Raw genomic sequence first — 23,127 nt, 5'->3', positions numbered from 1 at the left:
TTATAAATAGCGGTTTTTTTTTGTTGTGTTTTTTGTTTCGTTATCTTTGTTTTATGAATGAACACTTAGATCCAACAACGAATCGCTATAATTCGGAAGAATTTGATCTTGAAAAGAAGTTAAGACCCCTTTCTTTTGATGATTTTGCTGGTCAAGATCATGTTTTGGAAAATTTAAAAATATTTGTTGCCGCTGCCAATCAACGTAATGAGGCCTTAGATCATACGTTGTTTCATGGCCCACCTGGATTAGGTAAAACTACTTTAGCCAATATTTTAGCCAATGAGTTGGAAGTTGGTATTAAAATCACGTCTGGTCCTGTACTCGATAAGCCTGGCGATTTAGCAGGTTTGTTGACCAATTTAGAAGAAAGAGATGTGCTTTTTATAGATGAAATACATCGTTTAAGTCCCATAGTCGAAGAATATCTGTATTCGGCTATGGAAGATTTCAAGATTGATATTATGATTGAATCTGGTCCTAATGCCCGTACGGTTCAAATCAATTTAAATCCGTTTACTTTAATAGGTGCGACTACCCGATCTGGTTTGCTTACTTCGCCTATGCGTGCTCGTTTTGGTATTTCTAGTCGCTTGCAATATTATTCCACAGAGTTATTAGCCACGATTATTGAACGTAGTGCTGTAATTTTAAAAGTTCCCATCCAAATAAATGCGGCAATAGAAATTGCCCGCCGTAGCAGGGGAACTCCCCGTATCGCTAATGCTTTATTAAGAAGAGTACGTGATTTTGCGCAAATAAAGGGAAATGGAACTATCGATTTAGAGATAGCACAATATGGTTTAAATGCTTTGAATGTAGATGCTAATGGTTTGGATGAAATGGATAATAAAATTCTTACTGCCATCATTTCTAAATTTAAAGGTGGGCCAGTTGGAATTTCAACTTTAGCAACTGCCGTTTCTGAAAGTGCCGAAACTATTGAAGAAGTTTACGAGCCGTTCTTAATACAAGAAGGTTTCCTTATGCGCACTCCTCGTGGACGGGAAGTAACTGAAAAAACCTATAAACATCTGGGTAAAGTAAATCCAAATTTACAAGGAGGACTTTTTGAACTTTAACTATTTTACATGATACTGAATTCGAAGAGCCAATATACTTCTTTTATAAAATCGGAAGCAAAACGTTTGGGCTTTTTGTCGTGCGGAATTTCCAAAGCAGGTTTTTTAGAGGAGGAAGCTCCCCGATTGGAAAGTTGGTTGCAAAAGAATTATAATGGTTCAATGCAGTATATGGAGCATCATTTTGATAAAAGACTTGATCCCACCTTGTTGGTTGATGATGCTAAAAGTGTCGTTTCCTTATTGTTGAATTATTATCCGCAAGAATTTCAAAATGGGAATTCGTTTAAAGTCTCTAAATATGCTTACAGTACCGATTATCATTTTGTAATTAAAGAGAAATTAAATGAATTGTTGTTTTCTATTCGTGAGCATATTGGTGCCGTTTCGGGACGTGCTTTTGTAGATTCGGCTCCGGTTTTGGATAAAGCTTGGGCTGCAAAAAGCGGACTGGGTTGGATAGGTAAAAACAGTAATTTGCTTACTCAAAAAGTAGGTTCTTTTTATTTTATAGCCGAATTGATTCTAGACTTGGAATTGGATTATGACCACGCGGTTACCGATCATTGTGGTACCTGTACTGCTTGTATAGACGCTTGTCCTACGCAGGCTATTGTTGCTCCTTATACTGTTGATGGGAGCAAATGTATCTCTTATTTTACTATTGAACTTAAAGGCCAAATTCCGGCTGAGATGAAAGGAAAGTTTGATGATTGGGTTTTTGGTTGTGATGTTTGTCAGGATGTATGTCCTTGGAACCGTTTCTCAAAACCGCATCAGGAGCCCTTATTTTCAGCTAATCATGAATTGTTAACTTTTTCTAAATCTGATTGGTTGGAGCTTACCGAAGAAACCTTTAAAGTGGTTTTTAAAGATTCGCCTTTAAAGCGTGCCAAATATTCGGGCATTGTACGAAATATCAGCTTTCTTGAAGATTAAATTGCTTTCTTTAATCTAAATAAAGTAAGTTTTTTTCTGTTAGATGTAATTTGTACAGAATTACTTTCAAATATCTTCTAAAAATTATTAAATTTGGTAATTGTGATTTTAAGATAAATTTCACATAAGCCCTAATTGATAATTTTATTTACTTTCCTGCATGTTTTAGATTGAAAAGTGAATCTAAATTATAAGTTTAATTAACAAATTTAAATTTATGAAACTAAATTACGCTTCTTCTACTTTTTATAGAAAATGTATTTTATTTCTTTTTTTCTTAATTGCTTCCGTAAGTTATTCTCAAAACTGTACTGTTAATGCTAATGTTGATAGGGTTCTTTGTCCTAATGACGAAATTTTACTAGGTGGTACGGCTAACTCAGAATTTGATTTTATAAGTAATCCTTTTTGGACTCAAATTAGCGGGCCTACTGTACAAATAGTGACTCCAAACAATCTTATAAGTTCAGTTGTTGGAGTTTCAGGAGGTAATACCTATGTTTTTCGTTTGTCTGCTACTTGTCAAGATGGGAGCACCATCTATGATGATGTTTCTTATACAATAAGTGAATTAACCACAGCAATTGCAAGTGAAGACTTAAACTATTGCGCGGGTACTTATCCTATAACAGGGAATGCTGCGAACACAGGCTCTGGAGAAACTGGAGTTTGGTCTATAGAAGGAGCTAATAATGCGGGTGTTAGTATTGCTGACGTAAATTCAGCAGCTACAACTATTACTATTTCAGGTACAAATGCGGGCTCAACTACTATTCGATGGACGATAGAAAATGGTGCTTGCGAAAGTTATGATGAAATAATAGTTACGACATTAGGAGGAGAAACACCTGTTACGGCAGGAGATGATGTTACATTATCAAATTGTTATTCTGCAACCCAATCGTATCAATTAAATGCTAGTTTTGGAGGAAATTCTGATCAGAAAGGAACTTGGACGGTGGTTTCGGGACCAAATAATCCTTCTTTTGATAATATTAATGATAATGATACTACTGTTCGCGGTTTAGTAGAAGGTACTTACGTGTTGCGATGGACTGTAGAGGGGCCTTGTGTTCAAGGGCAAGATGAAGTAACTATTGTAGTTCCTCCTGCAACTGCAGATTTAACCAATGTTTCGGGAGATTCTCAAATTTATTGTGACGGGAGAAGCACTATTGTTTTACAAGGGACGGTACCTTTGTATGTGAATGAAGCTGTACAATGGACTTTTACCAGTGGACCAATTACTCCGACCATAGTTAGTCCCAATACGCCAAGAACAGATGTGACTGGATTGACTGTACCGGGTACGTATCATTTTCAGTATGCTATTTCTAATAATATTACCAATTGTATTGATACGGGTGATTACGAAATCGAGATTCAAGAAGCGATTTCAATTTCAGGAGGTCCCGATCAAATTTTAGCTTGTGATGTTACTTCAGTAACCATTCCGGTGACATCCACAGGAAAAGGAAGTACTACCTGGCAAGTAATAAGTGGCCCTGATTATACCGTGTCGACCTCTACTGATAGTCAGCAAGTGGTGAACGAACATTATTATCCTTACCCATCTGCTCCAGTTTCTTTTAATGGTTCAAATTTAGTTGTAGATGATTTGGATGTTTTTGGAACTTATGTAATACGTATTATAAAATCACCTGAACCAGGAGCGAGTTGTACAACGGTTTATGATGATATTGTGGTAGAAGTTTCTATAACACCTCCTGGGTCTAACGGTGGTTCTCAGCAAGTATTGGCTTGTAATGTTACGGAAGGTTCTTTGGCAGGTAATGTTGTTTTAAAAGGTATAGGTACTTGGTCTCAAGTTTCAGGACCAAATACAGCAATTATTGCAAATGTAAATAATCCAGAAACCGCTGTCACAGGGTTAATTAGCGGGGAATATCAATTTCGTTGGACGATTTCTGGAGGAGCGGCTTGCGATGTTACGCAAAGTATTGCTTCTGTGATCGTGTCAACGGATGTTCCTACCGCTGCTGCTGCTGGCACAGATAAAACGGTTTGTTATGGTTCTTCACTTCAATTGGAGGGGAATCCAACTTTAGCTAATGAAACCGGTACCTGGACAGTTACTCCTACTGCGGGTGTTACCATCAGAGATGTTAATGATCCTAATGCGGTTGTTACTGGTTTGCAACCTGATACGGTTTATACTTTTACTTGGACTATAAGTAATTCTTGTGGGCAATCTGCTTCTGATGATGTTGTTATTACTACCAATACTACCGAGGGACCAGTGAGCGCTGATGCAGGTCCAGATCAATGTTTGGTAGATGGAACAGCTTCTGTACAATTAGCAGCTAATGACCCAAGTCCTGATACAGGAACGTGGTCTCAAATTTCGGGTCCCACAGCTACCATAACAAACCCAAATTCCAATACCAGTTCTGTTACTGGTTTGGTAAACGGAACGTATGTGTTTCGTTGGACCATCGATAATGGTGGTTGTGCTATAACAGAAGATGATGTAACGATTACTGTTGGTCCTGCTGTCACAACAGCGAATGCAGGACCAAATCAATCCATTTGTGGGACTTCTGTTACGCTTATAGGAAATACACCTGCTGCAAATGAAACAGGATCTTGGTTATTAGTTAGCGGTGGAGATGGCCCAATTATTACCGATCCTAGTTCGCCATCTACAACTGTTACCAACTTAACCGCTGGACAATGGACGTTTAGCTGGACTATTTCGAATAATGCGTGCGGTGAGTCGGCAGATACAGTGCAAATCAATGTAAGTGAGCCACCTTCAGCAGCTGATGCTGGTGCTGATCAGGAATTATGCGACACTAATAATACGAGTTTAGCTGCTACACCGCCCACGGCGGGTACCGGAACTTGGGGAATGATAAGTGGGCCCAATTCACCGTCCTTTTCCGATTTACATGCTGCAAATACTACTATTTCGGGTTTAATAACCGGAACCTATGTTTTGGAATGGACCGTGTTTAATGGGATAAATTGCCCTTCTACTTCCGATCAAATAAGCTTAGTTGTGAAAGAAGGTGCTGATGCTGGTGATGATATCGTTACTTGTCTTACTGGACCGCTATATTTAGAGGGAACTATTGGAACCACTGGAACTTGGAGTTATGTTTCCGGTCCAACAATACCAACTATTACTGCAACAGGAGGCAATGGGGCTACTGTGACAAATTTAGCCACGGGTGATTATATTTTTAGGTATACTATTACAGCCGCTGGTGGGTGTAATGGTTCTTCAGATGATGTAAACGTCACCATAAGTGGACAAGCTTCGATTGCCAATGCGGGAATTGATCAGGAATTGTGTAATATAGGTGTTATTCAGTTGTCTGCCACAGCACCAACTTTAGGAACTGGAAAATGGACTGTTTTAACAGGGGATACCTCGGGTACCTTTACACCAAATGATACAGATCCTAATGCACGATATGAGAATGCTGCATCTGGATTGTATGTTTTTACATGGACCGTGAGTGATGGCGCTTGTAGTAACTCTGATCAAGTACGAATTAATAATGCTGAACCACCAACAGTAGCTAATGCTGGTCCCGACCAAAATACGGTATGTGGTACCACTGCGCAATTAGCTGCGAATAATCCTTTTTTTGGCGTTGGTAATTGGTCTCAAGTAACAGGTCCTAATACGGCAGTTTTTAGTTCAATAATTTCTCCAGATGCCGTGGTATCAGGATTGACTGTTGGAACGTATGTGTTTCAATGGACTATTTCAAATGGAACAGTTTGTAATGTTTCGGAAGATTTGGTTGAAGTTACGGTAACCAATGATATAACCCAGCCAAATGCGGGTCCAGATCAAGTAGCTTGTCAATCAGTCGCAGTTACATTGGCAGGAAATAATTTAACAGTAGGTTTGGGTACTTGGTCAATTGTAAGCGGTGGTACTGGAACTTTTTCTAACGTGAATAGTCCAACAAGTACATTCACTCCTAATGGTTCTGGAGCCTATGTTTTACAATGGGCTTCTACTCAAGATTCTTGTATTTTAACAGATACGATGGACTTAAATGTAGATGGATTACCAACAACTGCTGAAGCTGGCGATCCGATTTCTGAGTGTCAATTTCAACCAGTAACTTTAAATGCTACGGCGGCAACAGTTGGAACTGGAACTTGGACACAACTTTCAGGGCCATCAACAGTAACTTTTGAAAATCCAAATGCTCCAAATACGAATGTTTTCGGAACAATTTCAGGAAACTATGTTTTTCAATGGACGATAAGCAACGGAATTTGTGCTACTAGTTCTGATAGTGTAAATGTTGAAATTTTAGCACTTCCCACTTTGGCAGAAGCAGGGCCTGATCAAACTATTTGTAATTTAAATCAAGTTACACTTGCTGCAAATCAACCGACAGTAGGTACTGGAACGTGGACTATCGTTACCAATGCAGGAAATCCACCCACTATTACCAATCCAAATCAATACAATACCACTGTAACCAATTTGCCAGAAGGAACAACACGTTTACGTTGGACTATTTCTAATGGTGTTTGTACCGATTATTTTGATGAAGTTAATATTGTTCGTTCTCCTGATTTAGTAGTAGCAACTTTAAATCCAGCGAATATTTGTATAGGTGGAACAAACAATTTTACAGCGAATGTTTCTGGTAGTATAACACCGTATACCTATCAATGGCAAATTTCTACCGATAATACCACTTTTAATGCAATTCCTGGAGCGACTACTAATAGTTATACTACAGATTCAGGTTTGGGTGTGGGGACTTATTATTATAATGTTGTTGTAAACAGTACTTGTGCACAAGTAACTTCAAACGCTGCACAACTTACCATTGTAGCTGATCCAATTGTTACGACACAACCTATAGGAGCGAATCTTTGTGCCGGGCAGAATCATACTATGACGGTTTCTGCATCGGGCGATTCAGTAGCAGGAGCAATAAATTACCAATGGCAAAGTTCTACAGATGGAGGTTCTTATAATAATATCAGTGGAGCAACTTCGAGTTCCTATACGACTCCTAATTTAAATCAAACCACCTATTACAGAGTGCAAATAACGCAATCAGGTTCTGGTTGTGAAGTCTTTTCAGATCCAGCAACTGTATATGTGGCTTCAATAACTACACAACCAACTAATCCAAATCCGATATGTACAGGAGGACAATTAGAAGGCATGAATGTTGTTGTTTCATTAAATGGAGGTTCTGGTTCTCTTTCGTATCAATGGCAAAGTAGCACCGATCAAACTAATTGGGTTAATGAAACTAATTCCACTTCTACTACAACTAGTTTTACTTCTGATGTTTTAACACCATCTACTTTACCAACAACTTATTATTATAGAGTAGTAGTTACAGTTGATTATGGAGGTGGAAATACTTGTGAAATCATCTCTAATACTGTAGAAGGAATTGTGGCACCGGATTTGAATTTTACAACACAACCTCAAGGTGGAACTGTATGTAATGGTGGTGAATTTACTTTATCTGTTGAGGCAAATTCTTATGCTAATTATCAATGGCAATCTAGTTCAACAGGAAATGAAAGTGATTTTACTGATATCACAGGAGCCAATTCGGCCTCTTACACAACTCCGGGATTGTCTTCTGATAGTTTTTTTAGAGTTATTTTATCCAATCCTTCAGGCGGATGTCAAGATGTGATATCGGACATTGCGCAAGTTGTAGTGTTACCCGATCCAACCGTTACAAATCCTGAAGGAGTTACTATTTGTACTGGAGATACCCATACTATGAGTGTAACTGCCTCTGGAGGTATTTCAGGAAGTCCGTATTTGTATCAATGGCAAATTTATAACGGTAGTAGCTATGACAATATCAGCGGAGCCAATTCAGCAACTTACACCACAGATCCATTAAGTGCAAATGCTCAATATCGAGTACGAATTCGTCAGTCGGAAGAGGGATGTGAAGTGTTTTCTGATCCAGCTATTGTAAATGTAGTAACGATTACAGCTCAACCAACTGCTCCGGCAGTTGTTTGTGTAGGAGGAACAGTTGCTATTAGTGTTACAGCTTCTGCTAATGGAGGAACCACTACTTTTTCTTATCAATGGCAAAGTAGTCCTGATGGAAATTCTTGGGTTGATGTGAATTCTACTTTAAATCCGAGCGCGCTTACTGCTGATTTCACCTCTTTGCCTTTAACGCAAAATACGCAGTTCCGCTGTGTTATTACTTCTAGCGCCACTAACTGTTCTATTACATCAAATGCTGTAACCGCTACGGTTGTTGCTGATCCAAGTTTTACTCTTGATCCACAAAGTCAAACTATCTGTGCTGGTGGTTCTGTTACCTTAACTGCGAATGCTTCAATCGGTACAGGAACTTTTAGTTACCAGTGGCAAGTAAATACGGGTGCTGGTTTTAATGATATTGTAGGCGCCACTTCAAGTAGTTACACTACTCCGAGTTTAACGAGTACTACTTTGTATAGGGTTATTGCTAGCGCAACTGGTGCTGGTTGTACCAATGCTACATCTGCTGTAGCACAAATTACGGTTAATGGTGACCCTACAATTAGTGTTCAACCAGCAGATCAAAGTATTTGTATCACGCAAACGGCTACACTATCGGTAACTGCTGCGGAGGGTGTTGGAGACTACCAATACCAATGGCAATCGGCACCTAGTTTAGGAGATACTTATGCCAATATTGTTGGTGCAACTAGCGCTACTTATACTACACCTGTATTGTCGGACAATGCCTATTACCGTGTGCAAGTTACTAATGCTGCTACGGGTTGTAATGTGATTACGTCAAATGCAGTAACTGTATTTGTTACACGAGTACTCAAACAACCAACCGATCCAAATCCAGTTTGTGCTGGAGGTCGCGTTCAAATGTCGGTAGATGCAACTTCAGGAGGAGGCGGAACAGGTACAATTACGTACCAATGGCAAAGCTCTCCTAATGAAACAGGTACATGGACTAACGTTACTTCGGGTCAAGGTGCTACTTCTAAATTATATATATCTGATGGATTAATTGAGACAACTTTTTTCCGTTGTTTAATGAATTCTACCAATCCTACTTGCGGAACACCTTCCAATGTTGTAAAAGCAGTTGTGGTACCTGATACTTCAGTTGTGTTAGATAATCCAAATGGAGGAGTTATTTGTGAAGGAGGTACTTTTGATTTGAGTGTAACGGCGATAAATACTGCTGCTGCATTAAATTATCAGTGGGAGCAGTCTGCAACTGGAAATGAAGGTACTTGGGCAGGTGTAGTTGGAGGTGTCGGAGCCAATTCGCCAAATTATACAACAGCGGTATTGTATGCAGATACCCATTTTCGAGTGCGTGTTTCTTCTTCCGGTTTTAATACAGGTTGTGACGAAGTCTATTCACCCGATGTTCTAGTAGAGGTGGTTCCAAAACCGGTCTTTACGACACAACCAGAAGATGCCGAAACTTGCCTAAACACTGGACACACCTTTACTGCTGCTGCAACGAGTAGCGTATTAGGATCTGTTTCCTATCAATGGCAAACCGCATCAGCATTAAGTGGTCCTTATGCCAACGTTACGGAGGGTACAGGAGGTACAACAGCCACTTATACAACACCAGCTTACGATACCACTGGTAATCGTTATTTTAGAGTGTTGGTTTCGCAAAGTACAGCTGGTTGTGATACGGAATCTAATACTGTTACTTTAACTGTGAACGACACCCCTGTTGTCTCCAATTGGGTTATTACACAGCCGTCTTGTTCTATTCTTACAGGGACTATTGCGATCACCGAACCCGATTTGGGAACTGGATATGAATATAAATTAGATAATGGCAGTTATCAAGTAAGTAATATCTTCACTAATTTGGATCCTGGTTCCTCGCATGAAGTTTACGTAAGAAGACAAAATGCCACCAACTGTGAGTCTGTAGCTGTTCCATTTGAAATAAACAACAGAATTTGTGCTGTGCCAGAGAATTTTGCTGCCCTATCGGGTGATGTTGAGAGTACCACTCCTAATGCAATATTGGACAGTGATACCTTAAATGATGTAATTGTTACTTCTTCAAATGTACAACTTACTGTCGATTCTCAATCGAGTTATTTAATACTTAATTCTGATAATACTATAACCGTTGCAGCAGGGACACCTCCAGGGGATTATACGCTCACCTACACTATTTGTGAAAATGGAAACTTGACGAATTGTTCCACCACTACTGAAACCATTTCCGTTACTACAGCAGGAATTGATGCTAGAATTGATATAGTACCCTATGTGGTGAATGGTTTTATTGATAATCCATCCGTGATTAATGCACTTACAAACGATAGATTAGCCACTACAATTCAGGCAACAACTTCTAACGTGGTGATATCGGTAAATAATCCGGCACAACCTAAACCAGAAAGTACAAATGGTATAGTACCCGTATTAGACATCGCAACAGGTAATGTTAGTGTGCCAGCTGGTACTGTAAAAGGACTTTATACTATAAATTATAAAATATGTGAAACGGGATCAACTACAAACTGTGATAGTGCTGATATCTTAGTGCAGGTAGGAACAACTGTTATTGATGCCGATGATGATCGAATCGAAAATATTAACGGTTTTAATGGTGCAACTTTGGCAGGCAACGCTATTGTATCAAATGATAGTATTAACGGAAGGTTGATAACGGCAAACGATTTGCTATTGCGTACTATTATTGTAACACAAGAAAATGGTGCTACTCCATTATATAATGGCGCTAAAGTGCCTATTTTTAGTCCGAGTACAGGAAATGTTAGCGTACCAGCTGGCACCCCTGCGGATACTTATTATATTACCTATCATATTTGTGAGGCTTTAAATCCTACAAATTGCTCTGATGCTAGTATTGCGATTGTTGTAGATGCACCACCAATTGAAGCGAATGATGATGCTGTAAACAACATTGATGGATTTGTGGGGCAAACTAATGTTATTAATGCGTACACAAATACTTCGGGAGCCGATTATTTTAACGGTGCCATAATAAATGTGAATTTAACGGGGTTGGTAACACCATCTGTTATAACTCCGGCGACAGAAATAGTTGTGGGCAAGCCCGTTCCGGTATTAAATGTGAATAATGGATTTGTAACGGTACCATCGGGAACACCAGCAGGAACGTATACCATAAAATATCAATTGTGTGATAACCTAAATCCGGGCGATGATAAACATCCATCAAACTGTGATGATGCAATTATTACCATCAATGTAATGGCACCAATTATCGATGCAGTTGATGATTTGGTTACCAATGTTAATGGTTATACAGGCGCCAACGGTGTAATCAATGCGGCTACCAACGACAGTTTGGGAGGGACCAATATAACGTTGAGTACCATTACTGCCAGCGTTATAACAGGAGCAGCTCCTATTAATGGTGTTAATAGAATACCAACATTGGATATTACTACTGGCTTAGTAAATGTACCAGCTGGAACCCCAGCTGGAATTTATAAAATTGTATATGAAATATGTGATGCGTTAAATCCAAATAATTGTGATCAAGCTACCATTGAAGTTCGTGTTTTAGCACCTTCAATTGATGCTATTGATGATTCCGTAACAGGTATTAATGGTTTTGCAGGTCAAACCGATGTATTAAATGCATTGGATAATGATTTGTTAAATGGTGTCACGGTACTACCGTCCGAGGTAACGCTAGAGGTCACTTCCTTGGCAAGTCCGATTAACAACGGTCAAGTGCCATTATTAAATCCTATTACAGGTCAAGTCGATGTTCCGGCTGGAACAACAGCAGGCACCTATACTATTGGCTACCGTATTTACGAGAATCTGAATCCTTTGAATCGAGATACGGCCGTCATTACCATCACGGTAGTTTCTCCAGCTATCGACGCAGTAAACGACGCTGTGTCGGGAATCAATGGTTTATTAGGTTCTTCTAATGCGATCAATGCTTTGGATAACGATACCTTAAACGGGGTTGTTTTGGATAAATCTTTGGTGACTATTACCGATGTGGTACCAGCTACGCCAATAAGCGGAACATTAGTTCCGGTCTTGGATGCTGCAACCGGAATTGTAAGTGTGCCAGCAGGTACGCCAGCGGGAACTTATGAAATTGAATACCGTATTTTTGAGAAATTAAATCCAAGTAATACCGATACGGCTATCATTACGGTAGAAGTTAACAGTGCTACGATCAATGCCGAAAACGATGCTGTAACGGGCGTGAATGGTTACATTGGCTTGGCAAATGCGTTGAATGCCTTGACTAACGATACGTTAAATGGTGTTCAGGTGGTACCTTCTCAAATTACTATTGCGGTAACTACACCGGCCACAGGTATAAATGGAGGAGCTATCCCAGTATTGAATACTACCACAGGTATAGTAACTGTTCCAGCCGGTACAGCTGCTGGTACCTATACTATTGTTTATAGTATTTCAGAAAACTTGAATCCAACCAATGTGGATGAGGCTACTATTAGTGTTGATGTTATTGCCCCAACTATTTTAGCGGTAGATGATACTACGCCAACCATCAATGGATACACCGGCCAAGCCAATGTGATGAGTGCGTTAACCAACGATCGATTGAATGGATTGGATATTGTAATAAGTCAAATTACATTGACCTCTATAAATACAACTACTCCAACCGATTATATTTCTGGTAATCCAATTCCTGTAATAGATGAAACTACGGGAATAGTAACCGTACCAGTTGGAACTTCGGCAGGAGTGTACATGATTCATTATAGCATTTGCGAAAATTTAAATCCAACCAATTGTGATGAAGCGGATATAGTGGTGAATGTAAGTGCTCCAAGTATTATTGCTAATGACGATTTTTCTCGAAATCCAATCAACGGATTTGAAGGTGCAAACAATGTCGTGAATGCCTTGCAAAATGACAGATTGAATAATGCGGCAGCTCGATTAGTGGATGTAACTATCAGTACTTTGTCTACCATAGTACCTTCATCGTCAACCAATGGAATAGTTCCAATTTTACATAATTTAACCGGTTTAGTTGATGTTCCATTGGGAACTTCGGCAGGAACTTATATTATTCAATATCAAATTTGTGATAAATTGAATCCAACTAATTGTGATGATGCAGAGATTTTGATTACGGTTGATAAACCAACTCTTGTTGCCAATGATGATTTGATTACCAATATAAATGGATTTGAAGGAGCTTCAAATATTGTAAATGCTTTCACATCTAATGATACCTATAATGGTAATGTGCTTACCGATGTGAATTTAATCATTCCTGCGGTTGTTACACCAGCCACTGCAATAAACGGAGGTCCAGTGCCAACATTAGATACCGCAACGGGATTAGTAAGTGTACCCGTAGGAACGCCGGCAGGCGCCTATCAAATTACCTATCAAATTTGTGATGCTTTAAATCCGTCAAGTTGTGACCGTGCTGTAATTTCTATTACTGTTATCACGCCAACGATTGTCGCTAATGATGATGAAGCTTTGGATATTGTAGGATATGTAGGTGCTACTAATGTGGTGAATGCATTTGACAATGATTTATTGAATGGAGTTGCTGTCAATAGAGCTGATATTGTACCGACATTAGTTTCAGGAGCAAGTTCGATTAATGGAGCGCCAGTTCCTGTCCTAAGTTTGTTAACGGGTAATGTTGATGTGCCAGCCGGTACTGCAGTTGGTGAATATAAAATAGTATACCAAATATGTGATCGCCTAAATCCAACTCATTGTGATCAAGCAGTTATTACTATTACTGTAATTCCAGCAACAATTGATGCTATTGATGATTCTGTAACAGGTATTAATGGTTTTGCAGGTCAAACCGATGTATTAAATGCATTGGATAATGATTTGTTAAATGGTGTCACGGTAGTACCGTCCGAGGTAACCCTAGAGGTCACTTCTTTGGCAAGTCCGATTAACAACGGTCAAGTGCCATTATTAAATCCTACTACAGGTCAAGTCGATGTTCCGCCTGGAACAACAGCAGGTATCTATACTATTGGCTACCGTATTTATGAGAATCTGAATCCTTTGAATCGAGATACGGCCGTCATTACCATCACGGTAGTTTCTCCGGCTATCGAGGCAGTAGACGACGCTGTGTCGGGAATCAATGGTTTATTAGGTTCTTCTAATGCGATCAATGCTTTGGATAACGATACCTTAAACGGGGTTGTTTTGGATAAATCTTTGGTGACTATTACCGATGTGGTACCAGCTACGCCAATAAGCGGAACATTAGTTCCGGTCTTGGATGCTGCAACCGGAATTGTAAGTGTGCCAGCAGGTACGCCAGCGGGATCTTATGAAATTGAATACCGTATTTTTGAGAAATTAAATCCAAGTAATACCGATACGGCTATCATTACGGTAGAAGTTAACAGTGCTACGATCAATGCCGAAGACGATGCAGTAACGGGTATAAATGGTTACACCGGCTCATCAAATGCCTTGAATGCCTTGACTAACGATATGTTAAATGGTGTTCAAGTGCTGCCTTCTCAAATTACTATTGCGGTAACTACACCGGCCACAGGTATCAATGGAGGAGCTATCCCAGTATTGAACATTAGCAATGGAATAGTAAGTGTTCCAGCGGGCACTGCTGCAGGTACTTATACAATCGAATATCGTATTACAGAGAATCTGAATCCAGGTAATACCGATTTGGCTACCATAACGATAGAAGTAGAGGCGCCTGTTATTGTCGCCAATGATGACACCGCTTCTAGCATCAACGGATATGATGGTGCTGCGAATGTAGTGAATGCTTTGACTAACGATACGTTAAACGGATCTGCAGCCAAATTAGCAGAAGTCACTATTGCCATCACAACGCCAGCGACTCCTATCAACGGAGGGCTTGTTCCGGTATTGGATGAAGCAACGGGATTGGTTGCCGTTCCAGCGGGTACTCCAGCAGGCAGTTATACTATTACTTATAGTCTTTCTGAAAAATTAAATCCAACTAATACCGATACAGCGACTATTACGATAGAAGTTATTAGTGCGAACATCGTTGCTAATCCAGATTTGGCATTGGGAATTAATGGATATGTTGGAGCTGATAATGTAGTAAATGCATTAGACAACGACCTTTTAAATGGAGCTTTGGTAAATAATGGCGAAATTGTGATAACAGTTGTTACTCCTGCCACAGCAATTGGTAGCGGTGCAGTTCCAACATTGGATACTGTAACCGGAATTGTAAGTGTGCCAGCGGGTACTTCTGCAGGAACTTACACAATAGCATATCAAATTTGTGAGGCATTGAATCCAGCTAATTGTGATACCAGTACCATCACGGTGACCGTTGTTGCACCGGTACTATTAGCTACCGACGATTCCATTACGGGTATTGATGGTAGTGTTGATAATGATGGTGTACTAAATGTTCTAGATAACGATCAATATAATGGTCAAGGAGCAAGTTTGTCTGAGGTAAGCATAACGGTTCTAAATCAAGCAACACCAATTAATGGAGGTAATGTGCCTATATTGGATACTACAACTGGATTGGTTAGTATTCCAGCTGGTACACCGGAAGGTAGTTACACCATTACATATGAAATTTGCGATAATTTAAATGCAGGAGTTTGCGATGATGCTGTGGTTGTAATCGAAGTGGTATTGCAACCAATAGTAGCAAACGATGATAATGCTCTGAATATTAATGGTTACGAAGGTGTTAGCTCAGTACTGAATGCTTTTGATAACGATGAGTTAAATGGATCTTCAGTTTCTAGAGCCGATATTGTGCCGACCCAAATTACAGGAGCAAGTCCAATTAATGGAGGTCCGGTGCCAACGCTTAATTTGTTGACGGGGAATGTAGCGGTACCGGCGGGTACACCAGCAGGTACGTATACCATAACCTATCAAATATGCGAGCGATTAAATCCAGCCCATTGTGACCAGGCTACCATTACTATAGAGGTGATCTCAGGTGGTATAGATGCCGTTGATGATGTCGTAACCCCAGCGGTTAATGGCTTTGTGGGCGAGGCCGCTGTGCTCAATGTGTTAACAAACGATACGTTAAATGGAGCTACGGTCATTCCGGCAGAAGTTAAAATTGAGGTTATTACTTTGGCTACTGCTATTAATAATGGTAAAGTACCTACTTTGGATCCACTTACCGGAATGGTTAGTGTACCGGCAGGAACGACACAGGGCGTATATACAATAACCTATAGGCTATCCGAAAACTTGAATTTAACGAATACCGATACCGCTATCGTAACGATTAATGTTACTACTCCAGCTATCGACGCAGTAAACGACGCTGTGTCGGGAATCAATGGTTTATTAGGTTCTTCTAATGCGATCAATGCTTTGGATAACGATACCTTAAATGGGTTTGTTTTGGATAAATCTTTGGTGACTATTACGGATGTGGTTCCGGCTAGTCCAATAAGCGGAACGTTAGTTCCTGTCTTGGATGCTGCAACCGGAATTGTAAGTGTGCCAGCAGGTACGCCAGCGGGATCTTATGAAATTGAATACCGTATTTTTGAGAAATTAAATCCAAGTAATACCGATACGGCTATCATTACGGTAGAAGTTAACAGTGCTACTATAAATGCCGAAGACGATGCTGTAACGGGTATAAATGGTTACATTGGCTCATCAAATGCGTTGAATGCGTTGAATAACGATACGTTAAATGGTGTTCAAGTGGTGCCTTCTCAAATTACTATTGCGGTAACTACACTGGCCACAGGTATCAATGGAGGAGCTATCCCAGTATTGAACATTAGCAATGGAATAGTAAGTGTTCCAGCGGGCACTTCGGCCGGCACTTATACTATAATATATAGTATTACTGAGAATTTGAATCCAAGTAATACCGATTCGGCTACCATAACGATAGAAGTAGAGGCGCCTGTTATTGTCGCCAATGATGACACCGCTTCTGGTATCAATGGATATGATGGTGCTTCGAATGTAGTGAATGCATTGACTAACGATACGTTAAACGGATCTGTAGCTAAATTAGCTGAAGTCACTATTGCTATCACAACGCCAGCGACTCCAATCAACGGAGGGCTTGTTCCGGTATTGGATGAAGCAACGGGATTGGTTGCAGTTCCAGCAGGTACGCCAGCAGGCAGTTATACTATTACTTATAGTCTTTCTGAAAAATTAAATCCAACTAATACCGATACAGCGACTATTACGATAGAAGTTATTAGTACGAGCATCGTTGCTAATCCAGATTTGGCATTGGGTGTGGATGGATTTGTAGGCAATCCGAATGTTTTACAGGTTTTGGATAACGATACCTTAAACGGAAGTCCGGTTCAATTATCACAAGTAACGATATCTTTAACTGCTCGACCAGCTACGGTAAATGCGTTTGAACCGGTTCTGGATACTGCAACCGGAATTGTAAGCGTACCAGCGGGTACTCCAGCGGGTACTTATCGCATTAATTATCAAATTTGCGAAGTATTAAATCCAACGAATTGCGATACATCAGTTGCTGTCATAACGGTTGGTTCGGGAGTATTGGTAGCCAATGATGATTCGGCAACGAACATTAACGGTAACGATGGTGCAACTGCTGTTGTGGATGTATTAGCCAATGACACATTAGATGGAACGCCAACTACTTTATCTGAGGTTGTTATTCGCGTAACGTCATCAGCTGATCCAATTGGTGGAGGTGCCGTGCCAACTTTAGATGTGACTAGTGGATTGGTACATGTTCCAGCGGGTACTTCATCTGGTATTTATACCATTTCGTATCAAATTTGTGAAGGATTGAATCCAACTAATTGTGATGAAGCGGTTGTTAAAATTACGGTTACTCAGCCCGACATTACGTTGATCAAACGAGGTACTTTTGTTGATACCAATGGAGATGGTTTTGCACAAGCTGGTGAATTGATTCAATATAACTTCGTTGTTCAAAATACGGGTGCTATCGATTTAACCAATGTTATGATTAGCGATCCAAAGGTTACCGTATCAGGAGCTGCTTTAGCAAGTTTGGTTGTAGGCGCTTCTAATAGCACTCAGTTTACAGCTACTTACGTCTTAACGCAAGCCGATATCAATGCCGGTTATGTTGAAAATCAAGCAACTGTAACCGCTAATCCGATATTTGGTACGCCAATTTCCGATTTATCCGATAGTAATGATCCAACATTATTAGGTAAAGACGACCCTACGGTTACGCCAATTCCGCAGCAAAAAGAATTGACCTTAATAAAAGGTGGTGTCTTAATGGGAGATGGAAGTGTTGGGGATATTATAAATTATTCTTTTGTAGTAACTAATACCGGTAATGTAGTGCTTCAAAATGTAGCAATCGACGATCCTATGTTAGGTCGCAATTTAGTGGTAACACCTTCTGCTTTAGCTCCGGGAGAATCGGGTACCGCTAGTGCTAGTTATGCTATTACAGTAGGTGATGTAGCCAATGGCGAAGTCATCAATTCGGCTCTTGCTGTGGGTGATGCACCAGATGGTACAACGGTATTTGACGTATCTGATAGTACCGATCCAACTTTACCAGGGGATGATGATCCAACCGTAATTGATTTAAGTTTAAAACCTTCTATAGCGGTAATTAAATATGGTTCATTTGACGATAACAATGGCAATGGCTATGCCGAAGTGGGTGAAACCATTTCGTATACTTTCACTGTAGCCAATACCGGAAATATAGCCTTGGTTAATATCGTGGTTACCGATCCTAAACCAGGCATTACCATAAGCGGTGGGCCAATTGCATTACGAGCAGGACAAACTGATGCTACGACATTCAAAGCAACCTATACTCTTACTCAAGCTGATATCGAAGCGGGAAGTGTAACCAATCAAGCTATAGTAAATGCTTTAAGTCCAGATGGCGTAACGGTTTCTGATCTTTCAGATGATGACGAATTTGCAGGAAATGATCCAACCGTGGTGCCTTTAAATTCTTGTCAGGTGACGATTCATAATGCGATTTCTCCAAATGGGGATGGTAAAAATGACTTCTTCTTCATAGAAGGAATTGAATGTTATCCGAATGCTACGGTCGAAATTTACGATCGTTGGGGTGTATTGGTTTACGATAGCGTAGGCTATGATAATGGTGCTGTTTCATTTAAAGGTTATTCGGATGGACGCGCAACAGTGAAACGAGATGCTAAACTACCAGACGGTACTTATTTCTACGTTATCAGTTATAAAACCTATCAAAATCAAATTATAAACGAAACCGGATATTTGTATATTTCGGGAAATAATTAAAAAACAATATTCTTTTATAAGAGGGCTGTTTCTACTAGTAGAGACAGCCCTTTTTTATACTCTAAAGTTGGTACTACGCTCAACTAATTCGTTTTTTAAAATGTGTTTTTAACACTTTTAAAGCCGATAAATGAGATTTTTATGTTAAAAATGCTATTCAACGTCTTTACCTGCATTTTGTCGACATTGTTGTTAAAGAAATGATAATAAATCTATTTTCGCGTACCCAAAATACTGATTGCTAAACAAAAATATAGTTTATATAAACCTACTAATTCACTTCAATGGTTTTCAAAATCACCAAAGTCATTTTTGCTTCGCTGCTAGTGGTGTTTTCTGCTAGCGTACTAGTTGTCCCAAATTCATTTTGCCTATGTTAAACTTTACTTTTAAAGTGCTTGAAAATTTGAAGTGCTTTTTTATTATTGTATTTTTTTTTGTGTTTGTTTTAAATATACAAGCACAATGTTCTAGTTGTAATTTTACACAAAATAATTATACTAGTTCCGGAAATTACACTTTTCTTGCAAATCAAAAAGTTTGTTTTACTGGTACCAATAACATTAGTCATGATGTAACTTTAGGAAACAATGGATCATTATGTGTGTCACCAGGAGCCACGCTTAATTTTGCTTCAAATAATTTTACAACAGGATCTACGGATAATTTTACCATAGATATTTATGGAGCTTTAAATATTACAACTGGAAGTGTAAAGTGGGAAGGTAAAATGAAAATTAATATTCACTCAGGTGGAAGTTTAACGGTTGAATCTCTAAAACTTAATGGAAGTCAAATTGATTTTGTAAATGATGGGACATTTACTGTAAAACAATCATTAGAGTTTGGTAATTCTGCTGCAACAGTAACTTTTACAAATAATAATTTAATGACTGTTCAGAGGCAATTAAATGTTTCTGCGGGTGCGGCACAATTTCAAAATTTTGGAACGTTAAAAGTGAGTAATAATTACAACAGTTCTTCAACATCGGTATATGTAAACTGTGGTGTTTTTGAAGGTAAATTTAATTTAAATTCAGGAGGTAAGGTAATTAATACAGGTTCGTTTACGACAAGTCAACTTGATTTTGGTGGGGCGAATTCTCGTTTTGAAAATTTCGGTAGAGTTGACGCAATTGGGAGTGTGAATTTATCAAATGGAACTATTTATAATGAGGGTATTTTTGATTTAAAAACTTCTGGGAAAATTCAATCTGACGGTAAACTTATCGGGCCAACGGATAATAATAAGAAAGGTTATTTTAAATGGGCTGGAAGTGGGCAAAATGGAATGAATGGTGGTACAATTGGACCTAATTTGAATTTTAGTAATACTGCAACGATGGCTACAAGTAGTTGGAACGGAATGTTTAATAACCCCAATGGTTCTTATACTTGGCAATCAGGACTTACGTATGAGTATAATACTGAGCCCACGACTCTACCGGCAGTAGCTTGTTTTAATCTTGATGGAAGTCCACTTATACCCAATCCTACAGCTTCTACAACTTGTTCGGGTGTCAATTTAACAACATTAAATCCATCTTTAGGAGGTGTAAGTTACGAATGGTGGACAGGAACACCTACTACAAGAAACACTCAAGTAACCACTTCAACTAGTCCGTCAATAACAAATTATACAAGTGTAGGGACAGTTTATCTTTGGGCAAAATCGGTTTCAGGAACTAATATTTATTCACCTTCAGCCTCGGCAGTAACAATTAGTAATGGCGCTACGATTTCTGGAACTACTTCTGTTTTACGAGGCGCTTCAATAACCTTAACGGGTAGTGGTACGGCAGCAAGTTCTAATCCATGGAGTTCTAGCAATTCGTCTGTTGCGAGTGTGACCAATTCAGGAGTTGTAACTGGTATTTCTGCTGGAACAGTCACGATAACCTATACAAATAGTGGAGGTTGCCAAGCTTCAATGTTAGTTACCGTTTCTAATGTATCAAATTCGACACCGCCAGTTAGTATCGACACGGATAAAGATGGAGTTCCAGACGATATTGATTTAGATGACGATAATGATGGGATTTTAGATGAGGTAGAATGTAATGTGAATGTTTCGCTATCTTCCTTGACATTGTTAAAAGGAACTGGAACAGATATTAAAGTCGGGGATTATTTATTAAAACAAAATGCTTTTGTTTTTAAAGGAGTGGTTTATGATGTAGTGGTTAAAATAACAGGTTTACATGCTAAGACAAGTAATTCTGCATCGGCAAAATTACATTTAACATCCGGAGGAGATTTGGAGTTAAATAGAGTGATTCCAAATGAAAATCCGTATTTTACTTATAAACTCAGTGTAGTTAATCATAATTCTTCCACTACTAGCAACCCAGAAGGTAATCCAGCAACGGTTACCAATGCTTGGTTCAGTATGTCTGATATTGATGGAAATGGAAATGGGAAAGGATTGGGAGATGTTGCTGGATTTCAAACTTCGTTAAATCCTAATCGAATAATTATAGGTTCAAATATTATTAATTCGGGATTTATAAATGGAGGTCCTTCGGGATTTACAAATTATCAACCTAGATCACTCAATGAAATTAATGCAACAGAAACAGATGTTTCTTATTCGGTAAAGTTGTATTTCAATCAGTTTCAGAGTGGTGAGTTTACATTTGGAGTTACAGGAACTTCAGCCTCTCCTTTTGATAGAAAACAAGTACTTTTGCTACGAAGCGAGTTGGCATGTGATAGTGATAATGATGGAATTCCGGATATTATAGACACTGATTCGGATAATGATGGTTGCCCAGATGCGATAGAAGGATCAGGAAATTTTACAGCGACCGATCTGAATAATTTAAATCAACTTACCGGAGGTGTTGATGCATATGGAGTTCCTATTAAAGCCGGTTCTTCAGGGCAAGCTACGAATAGCAATGTTACTACATTAGCAATTCCAGTAATAATTACTACTCAACCCGCGGACCAATGTGCCGTTATAAATGGTAATGCTGTTTTTACTGTTAATACCAATATTGAGGCCACAGGCAAAATTTATCAATGGGATGTAAGTACAGATTCAGGTACGAATTGGAATTCATTATCAAATGGAGATAATTATAGCGGAGTAATGACTGCTGTTTTGACAGTGTCTAATGTACCTCTTTCTTTTTCAGGATATAAATATCGAGTGAGAATTAGTCAAAGTAACTATGAATGTTTGAATGTTACTTCATCCGAGGTTGTTTTAACTACTAGTCCGTTAGTGCCAACAATTGTCACAACAGCACCAACTTGTTCGGCTGCTGGAACTGCTACGATATCAAATTACGATGCAACTTTAACGTATACATTCAATCCTGCTACCTCAGGAATTACCATTGCTTCTTCAGGTCTTATCTCAGGGATGACAATCGGAACTTCTTATACGGTTACCGCTGCAAACAGCAATTGTACTTCGGGGGCATCAGCTTCATTTAGTAATGCTGCGATGTTGATAACGCCTGCTGTACCTACTATTGCAACAGTGGCTCCAACTTGTTCGGCTGCTGGAAGTAGTACAATCTCAAATTACGTTGCAACTTTAACGTATACATTTGCTCCAGCTACCTCAGGAATTACCATAGCATCTTCAGGTCTTATCTCAGGGATGACAATCGGAACTTCTTATGCGGTTACCTCTGCAAACAGCAATTGTACTTCGGGGGCATCAGCTTCGTTTGGTAATGCTGCGATGTTGATAACACCTGCTGTACCGACTCTTGCAACAGTGGCTCCAACTTGTTCGGCTGCTGGAAGTAGTACAATCTCAAATTACGATGCAGCTTTAACGTATACATTTGCTCCAGCTACCTCAGGAATTACCATTGCTTCTTCAGGTCTTATCTCAGGGATGACAATCGGAAC

4 protein-coding genes are annotated in these 23,127 nt (G+C 39.3%); all 4 read left to right on the top strand.

The genetic code is table 11. The annotated features are described in order from the left end of the window. The first annotated feature begins 53 nt into the window (after positions 1-53). Complete coding sequence (ruvB, locus tag I5M07_RS11805; protein WP_200106651.1) at positions 54-1,082, top strand: Holliday junction branch migration DNA helicase RuvB; 1,029 nt, start codon at positions 54-56, stop codon at positions 1,080-1,082. A 9-nt stretch (positions 1,083-1,091) separates the two neighbouring features. Beyond that, positions 1,092-2,021: a tRNA epoxyqueuosine(34) reductase QueG gene (gene queG, locus I5M07_RS11800; protein WP_200106650.1), complete on the top strand. Its 930-nt coding sequence runs from the start codon at positions 1,092-1,094 to the stop codon at positions 2,019-2,021. 217 nt (positions 2,022-2,238) lie between these two features. Then, positions 2,239-19,257: a gliding motility-associated C-terminal domain-containing protein gene (locus I5M07_RS11795; protein ID WP_200106649.1), complete on the top strand. Its 17,019-nt coding sequence runs from the start codon at positions 2,239-2,241 to the stop codon at positions 19,255-19,257. Between the two features lie 373 nt (positions 19,258-19,630). After that, positions 19,631-23,127 (top strand): Ig-like domain-containing protein (locus I5M07_RS11790; RefSeq protein WP_200106648.1); only part of this gene is annotated, 3,497 nt, incomplete at its 3' end.

It is taken from the genome of Flavobacterium agrisoli (assembly GCF_016522065.1).
Classification (GTDB): Bacteria; Bacteroidota; Bacteroidia; order Flavobacteriales; family Flavobacteriaceae; genus Flavobacterium; species Flavobacterium agrisoli.
This window is presented reverse-complemented; position numbering and strand designations above follow the sequence as displayed.